This is a genomic window from Alteromonas sp. PRIM-21 (assembly GCF_027563165.1).
In the GTDB taxonomy this organism is placed as follows: domain Bacteria; phylum Pseudomonadota; class Gammaproteobacteria; order Enterobacterales; family Alteromonadaceae; genus Alteromonas; species Alteromonas macleodii_A.
Genome location: NZ_JADOEK010000011.1, coordinates 156,228 through 174,274 on the forward strand (window position 1 = coordinate 156,228; position 18,047 = coordinate 174,274).

15 protein-coding genes are annotated in these 18,047 nt (G+C 42.8%); 9 read left to right on the forward strand and 6 right to left on the reverse strand.

Features of this window, described 5'->3' with window-relative positions; genetic code table 11:
- The first annotated feature begins 78 nt into the window (after nt 1-78).
- From IW644_RS15705 to IW644_RS15725, 5 genes are all read left to right on the forward strand, one after another.
- Entirely contained in the window at nt 79-1,071 is a 993-nt protein-coding gene (locus IW644_RS15705) for a DUF2333 family protein (RefSeq protein WP_269918385.1), read from the forward strand.
- Nucleotides 1,072-1,074: 3 nt separating this feature from the next.
- Nucleotides 1,075-1,830, forward strand: a complete 756-nt coding sequence (locus IW644_RS15710; protein WP_179984562.1) for a TIGR04219 family outer membrane beta-barrel protein — start codon at nt 1,075-1,077, stop codon at nt 1,828-1,830.
- A 199-nt stretch (nt 1,831-2,029) separates the two neighbouring features.
- Nucleotides 2,030-3,853 (forward strand): assimilatory sulfite reductase (NADPH) flavoprotein subunit, encoded by a 1,824-nt coding sequence (locus IW644_RS15715; RefSeq protein ID WP_269918386.1) that lies wholly within the window; start codon nt 2,030-2,032, stop codon nt 3,851-3,853.
- Nucleotides 3,853-5,574, forward strand: a complete 1,722-nt coding sequence (cysI, locus tag IW644_RS15720) for an assimilatory sulfite reductase (NADPH) hemoprotein subunit (protein WP_269918387.1) — start codon at nt 3,853-3,855, stop codon at nt 5,572-5,574. Before IW644_RS15715 ends, cysI begins: the two co-directional genes overlap by 1 nt.
- Complete coding sequence (locus tag IW644_RS15725; protein WP_269918388.1) at nt 5,564-6,310, forward strand: phosphoadenylyl-sulfate reductase; 747 nt, start codon at nt 5,564-5,566, stop codon at nt 6,308-6,310. The genes cysI and IW644_RS15725 overlap by 11 nt, the downstream gene beginning before the upstream one ends.
- Here the strand turns inward: IW644_RS15725 and IW644_RS15730 are convergent.
- Nucleotides 6,307-7,212, reverse strand: a complete 906-nt coding sequence (locus IW644_RS15730; RefSeq protein ID WP_269918389.1) for a TIGR03899 family protein — start codon at nt 7,210-7,212, stop codon at nt 6,307-6,309. The genes IW644_RS15725 and IW644_RS15730 overlap by 4 nt on opposite strands.
- A gap of 142 nt (nt 7,213-7,354) precedes the next feature.
- Here IW644_RS15730 and IW644_RS15735 point away from each other — a divergent pair, with 142 nt between their 5' ends.
- Complete coding sequence (locus IW644_RS15735) at nt 7,355-9,580, forward strand: bifunctional diguanylate cyclase/phosphodiesterase (RefSeq protein ID WP_269918390.1); 2,226 nt, start codon at nt 7,355-7,357, stop codon at nt 9,578-9,580.
- On the opposite strand, the gene IW644_RS15740 is transcribed toward IW644_RS15735, so the two are convergent.
- The gene (locus tag IW644_RS15740) at nt 9,577-10,155 is read right to left on the reverse strand and encodes a uracil-DNA glycosylase family protein (RefSeq protein WP_269918391.1); all 579 of its coding nucleotides are present in this window, start codon (nt 10,153-10,155) and stop codon (nt 9,577-9,579) included. The genes IW644_RS15735 and IW644_RS15740 overlap by 4 nt on opposite strands.
- Nucleotides 10,156-10,269: 114 nt before the next feature.
- On the opposite strand from IW644_RS15740, the gene IW644_RS15745 reads away from it, so the two are divergent.
- Nucleotides 10,270-10,575 (forward strand): hypothetical protein, encoded by a 306-nt coding sequence (locus IW644_RS15745; RefSeq protein WP_025254039.1) that lies wholly within the window; start codon nt 10,270-10,272, stop codon nt 10,573-10,575.
- 54 nt (nt 10,576-10,629) lie between these two features.
- On the opposite strand, the gene sthA is transcribed toward IW644_RS15745, so the two are convergent.
- Together sthA and IW644_RS15755 are read right to left on the reverse strand one after the other, a co-directional pair.
- Nucleotides 10,630-12,051: a Si-specific NAD(P)(+) transhydrogenase gene (sthA, locus tag IW644_RS15750; protein ID WP_269918392.1), complete on the reverse strand. Its 1,422-nt coding sequence runs from the start codon at nt 12,049-12,051 to the stop codon at nt 10,630-10,632.
- A gap of 183 nt (nt 12,052-12,234) precedes the next feature.
- Complete coding sequence (locus IW644_RS15755; protein WP_269918393.1) at nt 12,235-13,362, reverse strand: acyl-CoA desaturase; 1,128 nt, start codon at nt 13,360-13,362, stop codon at nt 12,235-12,237.
- A gap of 339 nt (nt 13,363-13,701) precedes the next feature.
- On the opposite strand from IW644_RS15755, the gene fabR reads away from it, so the two are divergent.
- A complete protein-coding gene (gene fabR / locus IW644_RS15760) occupies nt 13,702-14,295 on the forward strand; it encodes an HTH-type transcriptional repressor FabR (protein ID WP_269918394.1) in 594 nt (197 codons plus the stop codon).
- A 78-nt stretch (nt 14,296-14,373) separates the two neighbouring features.
- On the opposite strand, the gene trmA is transcribed toward fabR, so the two are convergent.
- A complete protein-coding gene (gene trmA, locus IW644_RS15765; protein ID WP_269918395.1) occupies nt 14,374-15,471 on the reverse strand; it encodes a tRNA (uridine(54)-C5)-methyltransferase TrmA in 1,098 nt (365 codons plus the stop codon).
- A gap of 190 nt (nt 15,472-15,661) precedes the next feature.
- Here trmA and IW644_RS15770 point away from each other — a divergent pair, with 190 nt between their 5' ends.
- Nucleotides 15,662-16,978 carry a DUF5610 domain-containing protein gene (locus IW644_RS15770; RefSeq protein WP_269918396.1) on the forward strand — a complete coding sequence of 439 codons (1,317 nt, stop codon included), beginning with the start codon at nt 15,662-15,664 and terminating at the stop codon, nt 16,976-16,978.
- A 75-nt stretch (nt 16,979-17,053) separates the two neighbouring features.
- Here the strand turns inward: IW644_RS15770 and IW644_RS15775 are convergent, their stop codons facing one another.
- Complete coding sequence (locus IW644_RS15775; RefSeq protein ID WP_269918397.1) at nt 17,054-17,518, reverse strand: RNA recognition motif domain-containing protein; 465 nt, start codon at nt 17,516-17,518, stop codon at nt 17,054-17,056.
- Nucleotides 17,519-18,047: the final 529 nt, after the last annotated feature.

Genomic DNA, 18,047 nt, shown 5'->3' on the forward strand with positions numbered 1-18,047 from the left:
TTTTCACATAATATTAGTTGTTTCAAATAGCTGACCATCGTCGGCTATTTGTTATTTAAAAGGAAGGTTGGTGTTTATATGAGACAATCTATTAACTCAAAACGAATAGCGATTGTCGCTGTGGTGATCTTTTTACTTTTCTGGTTAATCGGTTGGTATTGGAGTTTATCTCCAGATACATTTGATGTCAGAAAGCGCTTGGAACAGAACTCACCCGTTGAGAACCCTACAAATATAGCGGGTTACACACTAACTACCACTATGATTGATGTGTCAGAAACTTTGCTAGATAAGCCTGGTGGCTATCTTTCAAATGATGTTATCCCACCCGGTGTCTTTTTAGATAATATGCCTGCTTGGGAGTTTGGAGCATTAGAGATGGTGCGAGACCTAGCACTTTCTATGCGTAAGGATTTCAGCCGTTCTCAATCTCAGTCAATTGAAAACCCATACCTGACTAAAGCCCACCCTAAATTCAATATGGACCATAAAAGCTGGGCATTACCTTCGTCTGAATCTAGCTATGCTGAAGGTATCGAACTTCTTAAAAAGTACCGAGACGAGTTGGCAAACACACGTAATTCAGACAGTCAGTTCTATACCCGAGCAGATAACCTGCGAGAATGGTTGAAGCAGGTTGAAAAACGGTTGGGTAGCTATTCACAAAGATTAAGCGCCAGCGTAGGATCTGCTAGAGTTAATACAGATTTAGCTGGTGACGCTAACGCGAAGCAATCTACACCTAGCACCAGTCAACGCGTTGTACAGACAAGCTGGTGGAAGTTAGATGATAATTTTTATGAAGCGCGTGGCGCAACATGGGCTCTTCTACACTTTCTTAAAGCTGTAGAAATAGAGTTCAACGATGTGCTTGAAGATAAGAATGCATTAGTTAGTCTTCAGCAAATCATTCGCGAACTGGAAGCAACACAACAGTCTGTTTACAGTCCGATGATTTTAAATGGCAGTGGCTTTGGTATGTTAGCTAATCACTCTTTAGTTATGGCTAACTATATTTCTCGCGCAAACGCTGCTTTAATTGAAATATCAGAACTTCTTAATCAAGGATAATTAATGAAAAAAGGTCTTATAGCTGCCGCATTGGGATGCGCATTGTTTTCAGTTTCATCTCAAGCAGACACTATCGCAGGCGTTTACGTTGGAGCTCAAGTTTGGCAAACCGACACGCAAGGCGGTTTTGCAGATAGCAACAACACTGCTGATTTCAACTTTGACGATGAAACCAATACGGCGTTATATATTGCCTTTGAACACCCAGTGCCTTTCTTACCGAATGTGAAGGTAAATCACACTACGTTAGATAATTCAGGGTCCACAACACTGGATTCAACCTTTACCTTTGATGGTGAGCTTTTTGCGCAAAGCACCACGATCAATACCGACGTAGAGCTTGATGCAACTGATTTTATCTTGTACTACGAGTTGTTTGATAACGACTTGGTTAGCTTTGACCTTGGTGTAAACGCAAAATACATCGATGGTGCTTTGTTTGTGGTCGATACAGATAGTGATACCAGTGGCTCAGCTGAATTTTCTGGTATTGTGCCAATGGCGTATTCAAAAGTTCAGTTGGGTCTTCCTTTCACAGGGCTATCTGCATATTTTGAAGGTAGTTATTTATCGTTTGACGATCACGAGCTAAGTGATTATCAAGCTGCGGTTCAATATTCATTCATCGAAAGCTTAGCAGTCGATATGACCCTTCAGGTTGGTTACAGAAACGTAACGGTTGATATTGAAGATCTTGATGATGTTTATGCTGACATGGAATTTGACGGTGTATTCGCAGGCTTAGAACTTCATTTTTAAGCACTAACTATATGTTTTTAAAGGCGTGGCTGCTTGTGCAGTTCACGCCTTTTTTAATTTCCGAGGGGAATGTTTACACGCGTTATTACCTATTCACACAGTCATTAGCACTTTCAGTAATAAAAAAGTTTCATTTATTCTTTTCTCTTCTCGTAGAAAGCCGTTAGCCTTAGCGCCATTGATAAAAGGCTAAAAGACTATGTCACAAGATTCTAATTCGAACTCAGCGCCAGGCGCGGTATTAAACGAACAGCAGTGGAATGCAATTACGCAAGCCATTGCAGGCTTAAATCGTGATCAACTTACTTGGGTAAGTGGCTATGCTGCAGGCATGGCGGCTGCGCAAGGCGGTTCGGTTGCCCCTGCGTTACAAAGCGCGCCTGCAGTAGCGGGTGATGCTCCCACGCTAACTATTCTGTATGGCTCACAAACGGGTAATGCGAAGGGTGTAGCTGCGCAGTGTCAAGCCAAAGCAGAGGAAGCAGGCTTTAACAGCAAGCTTGTTAGCATGGCTGACTACAAGCCACGTAACTTAAAGGCTGAAACTCACGTGGCGGTATTTGTAAGTACCCACGGTGAGGGCGATGCGCCAGATGACGCCATAGAATTGCACGAATTCTTAGCGGGTAAGAAAGCACCTAAGCTGGCAAGTACCAAATACGCGGTGTTGGGTTTAGGCGATAGCAGTTATGAGTTTTTCTGCCAAACAGGTAAAGACTTTGACGAGCGTTTAGGCAAACTTGGTGGCAAGCCTATCGTTGAGCGTCTGGATTGTGATGTTGATTATGAAGCAGAAGCTGAGGCATGGCTGAACAAGCTGATTGAATCGTTAAAAGATGATTTTAGTGCGGCACCACAAGCTGCGGTAGCGGCGCAAACCGGGGCAGCAGTGCAAGGCGTAGCAGCCCAGACATACACTAAAAAGGCACCGTTCAAGGCAACGTTAATTGAAGCGCAGAAGATTACTGGTCGCGATTCAGTTAAAGATATCCGTCACATTGAAATAAGCCTTGAAGATAGCGGAATTACCTACAAGCCAGGTGATGCGCTAGGTGTTTGGTTTAAGAACGCAGCTTCTTTGGTTTCAGAACTTATTAGCATTTTGTCACTAGATGGCAATGCTGAAGTGTCTGTAGGCGATGCGTCAATGTCGTTAACTGAAGCCTTAACGTCTAAACTTGAATTAACCTTAAGTTACCCTAACTTTATTAAGTCATATCAGGCTGCAACAGGTTCTGAATCGTTAGCAACCTTGATGGAAGATAAAGCGCAGCTACGTACTTATATGGCCGAACGCCAAATCATCGATATTGTACGCGACCACCCAGGTAAGCTATCTGAACAGCAGCTTGTAGATGCATTGCGACCATTAACACCACGTTTGTACTCTATTGCATCAGCCCAAGCTGACGTAGAAGACGAGGTGCACTTGACGGTAGCTCACGTTGACTACGAAGCGTTTGGTCATCGTCATCAAGGTGGGGCGTCTGGCTTCTTGTGTGAGTATTTGGAAGAAAATGGCGAGGTAGAAGTTTTCGTTGAAAACAACGAAAACTTCCGTTTGCCGGAAGATCCGAATACACCTGTTATCATGGTTGGCCCAGGCACGGGTATTGCACCGTTTAGATCCTTTATGCAAGAGCGTGACGTTCAAGGCGCTGAAGGCAAAAATTGGTTGTTCTTCGGTAACCCTAATTTCACGCAAGATTTCTTGTATCAAGTAGAGTGGCAAGGTTACGTTAAAGAAGGTCTGCTAGAAAAAATTACCCTTGCATTCTCTCGTGACCAAGAAGAAAAGGTATATGTTCAGCACCGCTTATTAGAAAACGGTAAAGAAGTGTACGAATGGCTAGAGCAGGGCGCACACTTTTATGTGTGTGGTGATGCAATGCACATGGCGAAAGATGTAGAAAACGCCTTAATCAATATTGTGCAAGAGCACGGCGGGAAATCTGAAGCCGATGCAAAAGCCTATATTGTAGAGTTACGAAAAGCGAAACGTTATCAGAAGGATGTCTATTAATGAGTAACGAAAAATCACCATTTATCGTTGAGGGCAAACTGGCTGACAACGAGCGCCTAAAGCGCGAGAGTAATAATTTGCGCGGTACCATCACTACGGATCTTAAAGATGATCTTACCGGTGGTTTCACAGCTGATAACTTCCAGCTTATTCGCTTCCACGGTATGTACCAGCAAGACGACCGTGACATTCGAGCAGAACGTGCAAAGCAAAAACTTGAGCCGCTTCATAATGTGATGCTGCGCGCGCGTTTACCGGGTGGCGTGATCACGCCTGACCAATGGTTAGCTATCGATAAGTTTGCAGCTGACCACACCATGTATGGCAGTATTCGCTTAACTACTCGTCAAACTTTCCAGTTTCACGGTGTATTAAAGCCTAAGATTAAGTCTATGCACCAAATGCTTAACAAAGTTGGCATTGACTCTATTGCAACGGCGGGTGATGTAAACAGAAACGTACTATGTACCTCTAACCCAGTTGAATCCGAGCTTCACCTTCAGGCGTTTGAGTGGGCTAAAAAGATAAGTGAACACTTACTTCCTAAAACTCGCGCATATGCAGAAATTTGGTTGGACGGTGAAAAAGTTGAGACTACTGAAAAGCCTGTTGAACCTATTTTAGGTGATAACTATCTGCCACGTAAGTTTAAAACTACCGTGGTTATTCCTCCGCAAAACGACGTAGATGTTCACGCGAACGACCTTAACTTTGTTGCGATTGCAGAAAATGGGCAGCTAGTTGGCTTTAACGTACTTGTTGGTGGTGGACTTGCAATGACTCACGGCGACAAGAGCACGTACCCGCGTAAAGCCTCTGACTTTGGTTTTATACCGCTGGAAAACACGCTAGACGTTGCCGCTGCGGTTGTTACTACGCAGCGTGATTGGGGTAATCGTGTTAATCGTAAGAACGCGAAAACCAAATACACCCTAGAGCGTGTTGGCGTGGACAACTTCAAAGCTGAAGTTGAGAAACGCGCAGGCGTGACTTTCCAAGATAGCCGACCTTACGAATTTACCGACCGTGGTGACCGTTTTGGCTGGGTTGAAGGAATTGACGGCAAATACCACCTGACTGTGTTTATCGAAAATGGTCGTATTTTGGATTACCCAGGTAAAACACTAAAAACAGGTTGCGCAGAAATTGCCAAAATACACAAAGGTGATTTCCGATTAACTGCAAACCAGAACTTGATTATTGCTGGTGTTCCACCCCAGGACAAAGACAAAGTGGAAGCCTTGGCTCGTGAGCATGGCCTTATTGCGCCAAGTGTTTCTAATCAGCGCCTAGACTCAATGGCATGTGTTGCACTGCCAACTTGTCCGCTAGCGATGGCGGAAGCTGAACGTTACCTGCCAGACGCTGTTACCGAGCTAGAGGGTTTACTTGCTAAACACGGTCTGGAAGAAGACAGTGTTATCTTCCGCGTAACAGGCTGCCCAAATGGCTGTGGTCGCGCGATGTTGTCTGAAGTTGGCTTGGTAGGTAAAGGTCCAGGCAAGTACAACTTGCACTTAGGGGGCAACCGAGAAGGTACACGTATCCCTCGTATGTATCGTGAAAACATTAGCGAACAAGAAATCATGGCAGAGCTAGATACGCTACTTGGTCAATGGGCTAAAGAGCGTGAGAGTGGCGAGGCCTTTGGTGATTATGTTGTTCGCGCTGGTGTTGTAAAACCAGTAGTAGACTCCGCACGGGATTTCTATGACGAATAATACAGCAGAAAAGCAGCAGCCACTTACGCTTGATATCAGCAAGGAAGACCTTGCTGATATCAACGATATGTTGGAAAAAATGACAGCGCAAGAGCGAGTTGCTTGGGCGCTGGATAACTTGCCCGATACTCATATTGTGTCTTCGAGTTTCGGAGCGCAATCGGCAGTTATGCTGCATATGCTTACTCAAGCACAGCCGGATATCCCGGTTGTGCTTACTGATACCGGGTATTTGTTTCCAGAAACGTACAAATTTATCGATGAGCTGGTTGAGAAGCTTAATTTAAACTTGCACGTTTACAGCGCAAAAATGTCATCTGCGTGGCAAGAAGCGCGCTTCGGTAGGCTTTGGGAGCAAGGCATCGAAGGTATTGAAAAATACAACAAGATGAACAAAGTTGAGCCAATGCAGCGTGCGTTGGGAGAACTAAAAGCAGGCACTTGGTTTGCAGGTTTGCGCAGAAGCCAATCTGATACGCGTGGCAAACTACCTGTATTACAAAAAGTAGGGCAGCAGTTTAAGCTATATCCAATTATCGATTGGAGCAACAAAGACCTCCACTACTACCTGAAAGATAACGACTTGTCTTACCATCCGCTTTGGGAGCAAGGTTACGTTTCAATTGGCGATTGGCATACAACGCAGTCGTTGCAAGAAGGTATGAGTGAGCAGGATACCCGCTTCTTCGGGTTAAAGCGCGAATGTGGATTACACGAATTTGGTGACGGTATTTAACTTATGTTGAATACCTCGCCCAATACTTTTTTCAATTCTTGTAAATACTTTTCGTTAGAAGATTTAGTCACCAGTTTGTAAAGCTCACTTCCTACAGAAGTAAATTTGTAATACACCAACGCAACGCCTGAAGTTTTACACGTAAGCGTTATATTCTCATTAACACATCGCCATGTGACCCGTTGCCCCTCTACATATTCTCCACTCTCGATTTCACTGGCATAGATTAATTTCATTTCCTGCAGCGACAATAGGTCTGGGTAACTAAGTCCAACAGAGGCTAGGTTCAATTGTTCTGGAATGGGTTTTCGAAGAAAAGAAAGCAAGCCTTTACGCTTATGATATCCCACTAATATGCGCGGTACGGTATCATTACTTTTTCGACTCGCTACGTTAACTGCTTTATTAAATACTTTTGCATCTCTGTGTGTGAGCGTTTTGAGCAACTGCAGAGTGCGAAGTGAAAAACTACCGGGGTGGGCGACCTCAACGGCAAAAATCTTGCCCCACAATTCTTGCATTGGTTGGCTGTAGATTTCCTCAGCCATGGTACTAAAGGCAAAAAACCAATCTGCATCAAGATTATCGCTAGTTTGTTCGTTGATTGAAACATTTAGTGCTATATTTAAAATAGACTGAAGATTGCTCGCTTTTTGAGTTTCTAGAATTTGTTTCCTTCGTTCTAGCGCATGTTTTTGCTTTTTAGGATCAGGAGACATCATGGAAGGGCTAATACCCACTCTAGCAAACCATGACAACATGCGTTGGCGGCTTACATCCGCTTTGATAGAGCTCGCCACTTTCTCAGCAGCGGGTTGGTCACTAGGCGCTTTAGCGCTACTGACTTCCGTGTTCTGAGCTTTTTTAATCTCAGGGGGCAAGTGCTGAGGTGTAATCTTCATATTGATTTAAATTATTGAATGTAAATTAGCATGTAACATGAGAGCACTATTGCATTGCGTAACCCATTTATCAATGCGATTGTCTCCTTAATACAGTAAGTCGTGCATTCTTGTTTTGTATGTATCGGGGAAATGAGCGGTAATGTCGGCAATGGATTACGATAACGACGAGTTAATTTTTTTAGATGATGATGATTCAGTTACGGAGCCGGTATTATTAGGCAAAGACTGGAACATTCTTATCGTCGATGATGATGAAGAAATTCATACAGTAACGCGACTGGCGCTATCTGATCTCATCGTAAACGATCGCAAGTTAAACTTCATCCACGCTTATTCTGCGAAGCAAGCCAAAGAAAAACTTCACGAATACGGTAACAGTATCGCTATCATTTTGCTTGATGTTGTTATGGAAACTGACGATGCAGGCTTTGATGTCGTTAAATATATTCGTGAAGACATGAAACTGTACGAGCCCCGTATCATTTTGCGTACAGGGCAGCCAGGTTATGCACCTGAAGAGCAAGTTATTAAAGTTTACGATATCAACGACTACAAAACGAAAACTGAACTTACGCGCTCCAAGCTACTGACGACCATTATTTCTTCGCTGCGCTCATACCAGCAAATTATAACCATAAGCCAAAGTCGCGCTGGTTTAGAAAAGATAATTACCTCGTCGGCTAATTTGTTCGAAGAGCATTCGGTCAAAGAGTTCTGCGAAGGAGTTGTCACACAAATTAGTTCTCTTATAGGTCTCGATTCTGAAGGGCTGTTATGTGCCCGAGCCGGTTCCCTTTTAGACCAAGACGACGAACAAGTATATGTCCTTGGTGCCGCGGGTGAATATGCGAAATTTATCAATCACCCGGTTGTAGACGTTAACAACATTGAAATTGAAGAAAATATAAGCCGTTGCTTACGCCTTAAGAAGCACATATTTGAGGCGAGTTGTTCTGTACTTTATATAAGTCGCGCTGGTTTCGAAGCCGCTGTGTATGTTAGGCAAACTCACGAAATCAGTGAATTAGACAAAAACCTTTTAGAAGTATTCTTATCTAGCATTTCGGTAGGCTACGAAAACGTCAACCTCTTCCATGAATTAAGAAATGCAGCGTTCAGAGATTGGTTAACTCGATTACCAAACCGCAATGAGTTCATTAATATGCTAGACAAGCCTCACTTGTTTGGTGGAGAAAATTTTAGTGTTGCGCTTATCGATGTTAATCATTTTTCCGATGTTAATGATGGGCTAGGGCAAGAAGTTGGCAACGAGTTATTGCGCGCAATCAGCACTCGTTTTCAGACGTCTTTCGATGGCCAAGTCAAAAAAGGTCGAATTGGTGCTGATGTTTTTGGACTTATCGGCCCGGATGAGCTTGTCTGTCCAGAAGCTATAAATGCACTTTTCCAATCATCGTTTAAAGTTGGTGATCACACGCTACCTGTGAATGTAACAGTCGGGTTTTGCAAGCTAGAGAATAAGCGTCAAATTGGTATTGAGATTTTAAAGCGTACCAATATTGCGTTAAATCGCGCTAAGAAAAACCTGACAGACAACTTTGAGTATTACGCTAAAGATATTGAGGATCAGACCACGTGGCGTTTGGATATGATCCGTCAATTAAGAAACGACTTTGCGGCGAGAAAGCTAGAACTATGGTTTCAGCCCCAAGTAGATTTGCTCAATGAAAAAGTGGTGGGTATGGAAGGCCTGCTTCGCTGGCCAGATGGAGAGGGTGGTTATATCTCTCCAGCTGTTTTTGTCCCCCTTGCTGAATACTCTGGTCTTATTGTTGATATTGGTGAATGGGTACTCGAAGAGTCATGTCGCCGATTACAAGAGCTAAAGGAAAAGGGTTATGGGCATCTTAGAGTCGCTGTAAACATATCTATTCCCCAGTTTCGCGATAGATTATTTGTTGAAAAAGTTAAACATGCACTTTCCAAAGCCAATTGCGATCCCAGTCTCTTAGAGCTTGAAATAACCGAAAGTGTGGTAATGGACGAGCCGCAAATTGTGATAGATGCTTTGCGTACGTTAAAAGAGTTTGGTGTTCAAATTGCTATCGATGACTTTGGTACTGGTTTTTCTTCCATGAGCTATCTGCAGCAATTGCCATTAGATCGTTTGAAAGTCGATCGTTCTTTCGTTAAAGACATCAAGCCAGGGGCCAATGCCGTACTTGCGGAAACCATAGTAACCTTAGGAAACAAGCTGGGTTTACTTACCATTGCCGAAGGTGTGGAAAAAAGAGAGCAAGCAAGCTATATGATTAAACTAGGTTGTGATGAGGCCCAAGGTTATTTATACGCCAAGCCCATGCCATTTGATGCACTTCTAACGTTTCTTGAATCGCACGACTAATCAGATAAAGCTGAAAAAATAGTACGCTGCAATTTGGGAAGTATAGTCAGCTCGAACCAAGGGTTTTTAGCAAGCCACCTGTTATTCCTACCAGACGGGTGAGGTAAAACGAAGTGTGTATTTGTCGGCGCGCCTACTGCTTCAGTTAAGGTTTTGTAGTGGGGCAGATAATACTGCTGCGAGTAACGGCCAACGTAAAGCGTGACTTTCGGTTTTAAGTAAGTGAGAAAAGCGTCGTGCCAAGTCGGTGCACACTCTTTTCTGGGCGGGGCATCAGCACGGTTTTTATACCCTGGAAAGCAAAACCCCATGGGCAGTACAGAGATTAAGCGCGGGTTATAGAAAGTTTCTTTAGATACACTGAGCCATTCACGCAAGCGGTCCCCGCTGGGATCGTTAAATGCAGTATTGCATTCATGTGCTTTCAAGCCTGGCGCTTGCCCTATTATAAGTATCTTAGTTGATGGTGAAGTACTGAAAATAGGGTTAGGTTTATGGGGAAGGTGGGGTGCGCACAGTGTGCAATTCTTTGCTTTGGTCACCAACGCATCGTGGCCTTTCAAAATTTTCTCCAATTATTTCTCTCTGTAATACTTTTGTCACAATTGTATGATCTCAATTTGACTATCTAATGTATATACAGTATGTTTAATAGTGACAGTAGTAGACTGTAACACAGGAGAAGAAACATGCGTAAAGTAGTACTAACATTAGCTCTATCAGCAGCCTTTGGTATTGCGCATGCGGAATCTGGTGAGAACCAGCTTTTCGATTGCATGGATGCGAAAACATTCGAAATGAATAACCAATGTATGTCAGATCAAATCGGCAATAACATTCGTTTCCGTGATGCACAAGCAAAGCTTATCGATATTGCAAGCGAAAGTCAGGGTGACTACGCCATTGCAACAATGACATTCGATCAAGAAAATATGCACATCGACATCGTAGCACATAAAGACTCGCTTAACGCGCTTGCTGCGAACCGTAACTAATTTTTAGTTAACGCATATAAGCCGGCGACGATTTCGCCGGCTTTTTTGTATCTGTTAAAAAATCCTATTTAGTCCGTTGATGGCAGCAACTCGATAGGCTTCAGCCATGGTCGGATAGTTAAATGTGGTGTTGACGAAATAGTCGATCGTGTTGCCTTCGCCTTTTTGCTGCATGATGGCTTGGCCGATATGAACAATCTCAGAGGCACGTTCACCAAAGCAGTGAATGCCCAGTATTTCTTTCGTTTCCCGGTGAAATAGAATTTTAAGGCTACCCGTTTGCGTTGATGCTATCTGCGCTCTGGCCAAATGCTTGAACTGGGCTCTTCCCACCTCATAAGGTACTTTGGCTGCGGTAAGTTCTTGTTCTGTCTTACCTACAGAACTAATTTCCGGAATGGTATAGATACCAGACGGAATATCCTCTACTAACGCTGAATGTGTATTGATGCCGAGCATGGCTTCAGCGGCAAATCGACCTTGGTTATAGGCTGCAGATGCCAAACTTGGGTAACCAATCACATCGCCAACAGCAAATACGTTATCTACTTCAGTTTGATAACTTTCGTTAACCTTGAGTTGGCCTCTACCATCAGCTTTTAAACCAATATTCTCAAGTTTCAGGGTATCTGTGTTGCCCGTACGCCCGTTAGCAAACAATAAGCAATCAGCCCGCATGCGCTTGCCTGACTCTAGGTTTAAAATTACTGAATCATCGGTAGCCTCGACAGAAGAGTAGGTTTCGTTGTGACGAATTAGTACACCGTTGTTCCATAAGTGGTAACTTAGCGCATCAGAGATCTCGTCATCTAAGAATGACAGTAAACGATCTCGCATATTAACTAGATCGACTTTTACTCCCAAGCCTCTAAAGATACTGGCATATTCCGACCCTATTACACCTGCTCCATAAATTATGATGGACTTAGGATCGTGATCTAAAGATAAGATGGTGTCAGAGTTATAAATACGGGGGTGATTAAAATCGATATCTTTCGGGCAATAGGGACGCGAGCCTGTGGCTATTGCTATTTGTGCTGCTGTGACCGTGTCCTTCGAGCCATCTTCTCGAGTTATTTCCAAGGTGTGAGCATCGACAAAGCTGGCTTCGCCATGAAACAGGGTAACGCGGTTCCTATCATAAAAAGAAGAACGCAGGCGAGTTTGGCTTTTCACTACACCACTAGCATGGCTCATAATGTCGGAAAACGTAAGGCTTTTACTTAAGTGGTTATCGGCAAACAGTGGAGACGTATTGTATTCAATAAGACGACTGACAGAATGACGAAGTGCTTTAGATGGAATGGTTCCCCAATGAGTACAGCCACCACCAACTGCCTCATAGCGTTCTACAACAGCCACTTTTTTTCCAGCCTTGGCAAGCTGCATAGCAACACCCTCTCCACCAGGGCCAGTGCCTATAACTATCGCGTCGTAATGATAAGACGGAGCTTTAGTTTTTTGCTTCGTTGCCATCTTGCTTTCCCCTTTTGTTATCTTCGTATTACGCGGCTGATCAAAAAAGTGATCCGCAATACAAAATAAGTGAGTCTAGTTTTAGTATAGCGACCCTATCCTACTATAGAATAAAAAAAACCACATAAGCAGATACTTATGTGGTTTTTGTTTGAATCGAGTGATGTAGATAAACGCGTAATACTACGCCATTTGTAGTGACAGGCTTTGCAGCTGCGTCCATTTCTCTTTCTGCACTGCAAAGGCGTGCTTCATCTCTTTATATTTGTAAGCAAGCTCTAACCCTTCAATGCTGCGTTTTAATGTACGCTTCTTGACGCGCATAACGCGCTTTTTCGTTGCGTAGTATTCACTCATCCGTTGCATGAGCAGGTCGTACTCTTCTTGAATAGTGTGCATCATTTCTTCCGCATTCGGCAGTAACGATACTTTTTCACTTGCCCTTTGAAGCTGCATGGCCGCCAAGGCTTTTTCGATGCGCTCTTCAGGTACTTTGCGAAGATTCGACGTTAAACCTACATAAGAGAGCCCTTTTATTAGCCATTTAGTAGGATCAAACTGATACCAACGAATGCCATTGCGGTAGTCGTACTCAAATATGTGATGATAGTTGTGATAACCCTCACCAAAAGTGAAGAATGCTAAAACGCCATTATCACGTGCGGTATTCTTATCAGTGTAAGGCTGGCTACCCCAGAAGTGAGCAAGTGAGTTAATAAAGAAGGTTACGTGGTGAACTAGCACCAAGCGCAATACACCAGCTACTAATATCATGCCCATGACGTCGCCGTTCAAATAACCCAGCAGACCAGTAATACCAAAGTTAGCAGCGAGTACGATAGGCAAGTAGTATTTGTGCTGCCACATTACAACGCTATCTTTTTGTAGATCTTTACAGTTGCTGTAATCATCGTAACGCTTAGCTTGATACTCCCGTAACATCCAGCCGATATGCGCAAACCAAAGCCCTTTCTTTGCAGAGTAGGGGTCTTTGTCGTTGTCATCTACATGGCGATGGTGAACGCGATGATCTGACGACCAGTGCAAAATACTATTTTGCAGTGCCATGGCACCACCAATCGCTAATATGACACGAACTACAATATTGGCATCATAGGTTTTATGTGACCACAGGCGATGATATCCAGCAGTTATCGACATACCGGTGAAATAGAATAGGAATATAGCAGTACCGATTTCTGTCCAATCGATACCCTGATATGCCACCCAAAGCGGCACACCTATAAACGCAATTGCGCCTGATATTATAAATACCAGCACATTAGTAAGGATAAGAGGAGGTTTTTTCATTTTATACAACTTGGCTTACAACTGTTCGCTAATTTATCTTTTTACGAGGCTTCAGGCAAGCAAAACTCTGATTAGTTCTGCTTACATGTGTAAAGTTTAATTATAGCCGAGGGAGGCCAATTCGCAGAGAAAATATACGAATTAATGCTTAACCCTTGTTTATAAAAGAGATGATTTTGTTTCTCTTCCCCCACTAGTACGTGTTGCGATAAACTAGGCGTGCTAGTCTTTGATGTACGAGGTTCGATTGCGTTAATGGTTATTCAGATGACGTTGAGAATAGTCTCTAAAATTAAAAATCATCAGACCATTAAAAGTTAATGAACACAGGGTGCGAACGTGAGCCGACAAGAACAGAAACTAAAAACCCGCCAAAATATTATTCATGCTGCATTTTCATTGCTAGACGAAAATCGCAGTCTATCGGCAATTAGCTTGCGTGAAGTTGCCCGAGAGGCCGGTATTGCTCCCACGTCTTTTTATCGACACTTTAAAGATATGGACGAGTTGGGTCTAACGCTGGTGGATGAAGCGGGTTTGGCGCTTCGCCAGCTTATGCGTCAGGCTAGAAGGCGCATTGCTTCAGGTGGTGGCGTAATCCATACCTCTGTTGAAACCTTCATGGAGTTCATCGCGGCCAATACAAATGTATTTCGATTATTACTGCGAGAGCATACCGGTACGTCTTCGGCTTACCGACTTGCAGTATTCAGAGAAATTCAACATTTCATTGATGAACTTACTGACTACATTATCGAACAGCAAGGCGTAGAATACGCCTGCGCCCAGTTACAAGCCGATGCAATGGTAAGACTGGTATTTAGTGCCGGGGCTGAAGCATTAGAAGCAGATGATAAGCTTAGAAGTGAAATAGGCGAAAGAGTGAAAGCGCAACTTCGCTTTGTTCAAGTGGGCGCTACGCAAAAAGCCTAGCGCGGAAAAGAATTTACAGTATAAAGTGTTCTTCCAAATTATATTTCAGTGTGAGCTTTTTCCTTACTTACACGCAAATTAGCTTTTGCGTGTAAGTAGAACCCCAGCCTCAATGTGATGAGTGAATGGGAATTGATCGAAAAGCGCAGACTGCGCCACTTTATGAGTTTCGCTCAAAAGCTCAAGGTTCTGCGCCAAAGTTTCGGGGTTACATGAGATATATACAATATTATCGTAATCTTGAATCATTCTAAGTGAATCTTCATCTAATCCAGCTCTTGGAGGGTCGACCAATACAGTGGTGAAATTGTAAGTACTTAAATCTATGCCTTCTAAGCGACTAAACGTGCGCTGACCTTTCATAGCTTGAGTGAATTCTTCAGCGGCGAGTCTTACGATCTTCACATTATTAAGTTGATTTTGCTCAATGTTAAACTGAGCAGCCTGCACCGAAGGTTTAGCTATTTCGGTACCCACTACATTATCAAAGTGAAGGGCTAACGGTAGTGAAAAGTTGCCGGCACCACAATACATTTCCAGTAAATCGCCCGAGAGCGGCTTTACACAATCTAGAGCCCATTCAATCATTTTACAGTTCACTTCAGCGTTAGGCTGGGTAAAGCTGTTTTCTATATGTTTGAAAACGAATTCTCTACCGTTTACTGGTAAACGCTCAATCACAAAATCGTTGTCGATAATAAGCTTTTGCTTTCTAGCGCGACCAATGATGTTTACTTTGGGAAAGTGAGTCTCAAGTGTTGCTTTTAATTCTTTTGCAGCCACTTGCCATTCTTCATCTAATTGACGATGGTATAGAAGGCTTATAACAAGTTCGCCAGACAGTGCAGAAAGGTAATCGATTTGAAATAACTTTTTTCTTAGAGTTTCGTTCGGTCTTACTTCTTCAAGCAAAAGTCTCATCGCATCGTTTATTGTTTTACAAGCCGGAGGGAAACTATCTACGCGATATTTCTCTTTCGTTTCCTGGTTAAACATGATGTGAAATAAATCATCACCTTCATGCCATACTCTAAACTCTGCACGCATACGATAGTGCGTTGGCTGCGAGGGGAATACAGAAAGCTCTGGTGCATTGAATGGAGAAAGCAACGCGGTGAGACGATTTACTTTTTCGTCCAACTGATCTTGATAGCGTTGTTGTTCATTGGTGGTCATAAAATTCTCCATTCATTATTAAGGTCGCGAATTGTAGTCCCTTAAAAAATAACTGCAACAAGCGCTCCCGACTTCTTCATTATTAGTATGCATGATTGCCTAAATAGCTTTTAGAAAAAAATGCTGTATTAAAATTAAACAATATTGATTCTTTGCCGATAATAAGAATGAGGATAGTGAGGATCAAATTATGAACGTGGGTCAAATTAAAGCTTTTATGGGAGACCAAAAGGTTGATCAGAAAGCGGATCAAAAGGCAACGGTTCACCCGAATGAAGCGCTTAAAAAGCAGCTGCAGCAAGACGGATTGCAGCAAGCCGCTGAGTTCTCGAAGCAACAAGCGGCTTCAGTATCTGTTTCAAGTAGCCAGACGAGTATCGGCTTGCGCGTGGTAAGTAGCAATATTAATCAAGCGTTAGAAATAGATGGGCAAAAACCACAAGAAACGAAAGAGAAAAATCTTGAAGAAAAGTCGAACGGTTTATTCGATTTTGAAAAAGTAGCCCGAAACGTACTTAAGTTCGTGGGCAGCGTTATTCGCGGCGCAGCCGATGGAGGTGCCAGTGACGAAAAGCTGACCGGGCTATTTAGCCAAGCAAGAGAAGGAGTAAGCCGCGGTTTCGCAATGGCTGAAAAAGATCTCGCTGGGTTTATGAATGAAGAGATTGAGCAAGGTATAACTAAAAGCCGGGATCTTATTGATACGGGTATTAATGATCTAGAAACCGATATCTTTGGTCGCCAACAGCCTAATGCTGTTCAACTTTCATCCTTAGAAGCTTTAGCTGCATCGGACGAAAAAAGCGGTAGTTTGGTAATTCGTACTAAAGATGGTGATGAGGTGAGCTTTAGTTTTGAAAGCCTGCGATCTTTCCAGGCTTCTCAGCAACTCAATTTTCAAGCTCAGGCATCTCAAGATCTATCTGGCGGAAATGGTGAACAAAATGAAAATGGTTTTTCGGCGAGCTATTCCCAACAAGCGTCTTATCAATATTATGAAAGAAGCGGTATAAGCTTTTCATTAAAAGGAGAGCTTGATGAAGAGGAATTGAATTCGATAGCTGATCTAATTGGACAAGTACAGGATCTAGCCGACACCTTTTATAGTGGCGACATCGACAAGGCTTTCGAAGAAGCACTCAGTTTAGGCTTTGACGACAAAGAGTTGGTTGGTTACGCGCTACAACTAAATAGAACAACACAAACAGAAGTGCTAAAGACATATGAAAATATTCAGCACTATAACGAAGATAAAAGCGACAACGCGAAGTTCGGTAATGTGGTTAGTCCAATCGCTCAATATCTAGAGAAGATGATGGATACCTTTGCTAACGCAGAAAGTAAGTTAGAAAGTAATGAAGACTATAATGCGTTAATAGCTGGCATCATTAACGAAATGGAAGATGTACAGGTTCCTGACCTTATATCCGCCATAAATAGATTTCGATCTTTTAACCAAACTTTATTAGATGGCCTTCCTCAATCTGCTGAAACCAGCGAGAGCTAATGCTTATGACAATAAAAAGCCCGGAAGCGAGAGCTTACCGGGCTTTTTTACATAACTAAAAACTACGAATAAGAATTACGCGTGTTCGACTTTGTCTTTTGCAGGCCGAACTTTCAGCGTTCGTTCCTGGAAGATTGAGTCATTTGTTTTATCAATAACACTACTAAGGTCGTCTGTAACAACCTCGATAAAACCGTAACCTTTTCTCTTTCCAGTTTTGCGATCCTTCATTAAACGAACCGACTGCACTTCAATAAAGCTACTGAAGTATTCCTTTACTGCATTCTCGTTTGCCCTATAGGGTAAATTGCCCACATATAGAGTCTCGACTGATCCGTTATTGGTGTGTGCTCTGGCATCTGAGGAAGATGGACTTTGAATAAGAGACGCTAGCCAAGGAGTAACGATACCGCTTATCAGCAGAGCTGCAGATACGGTAAGTGGAACATGGACGTTTAAACTAGCAGAAGAAAATAACAAATACCCTGCAATTGCAAAAATAGCGCTAATTACAGCGCATTGAATAAAGCCTACTTTCATATACCTACCTTTCTATTGTTTATTATGGTGTTGGAGGCTGTATATAGTTTACTCATTTGTAACAATTTGAACAATAAAATGTGAAAAAACTAGTCGAAAGATGCATTGAGCCTATGGAAATGATGCAGAAATGAGCGGTTAACACCAAAAGCGCCTTAAAAAGCAAAAAAAAACAATTTAAGTGTTGATCTTTTTCAAGAGGTATCTATAATGCGCTCCACGTTCTGAGGGGGCTTCGAGAAAAACAAAGCCAACTTAGCAACAAGTGCGAAACCAAGTTTTCAAACAAATAAAAAGTTTAAAAACATGGTTGACATCGAAAATAAACGATGTAAAATGCGCACCTCACTCAAACAGGGTGAGTCACTAAGAAGCAACGGCTTCTAGTGAATGTTCTTTAAAAATTTAGACAAGACAATCTGTGTGGGCACTCGTTAAGAGTGTCACAACGACGATTCATATTTCGATATATTTAATTGAAGAGTTTGATCATGGCTCAGATTGAACGCTGGCGGCAGGCCTAACACAT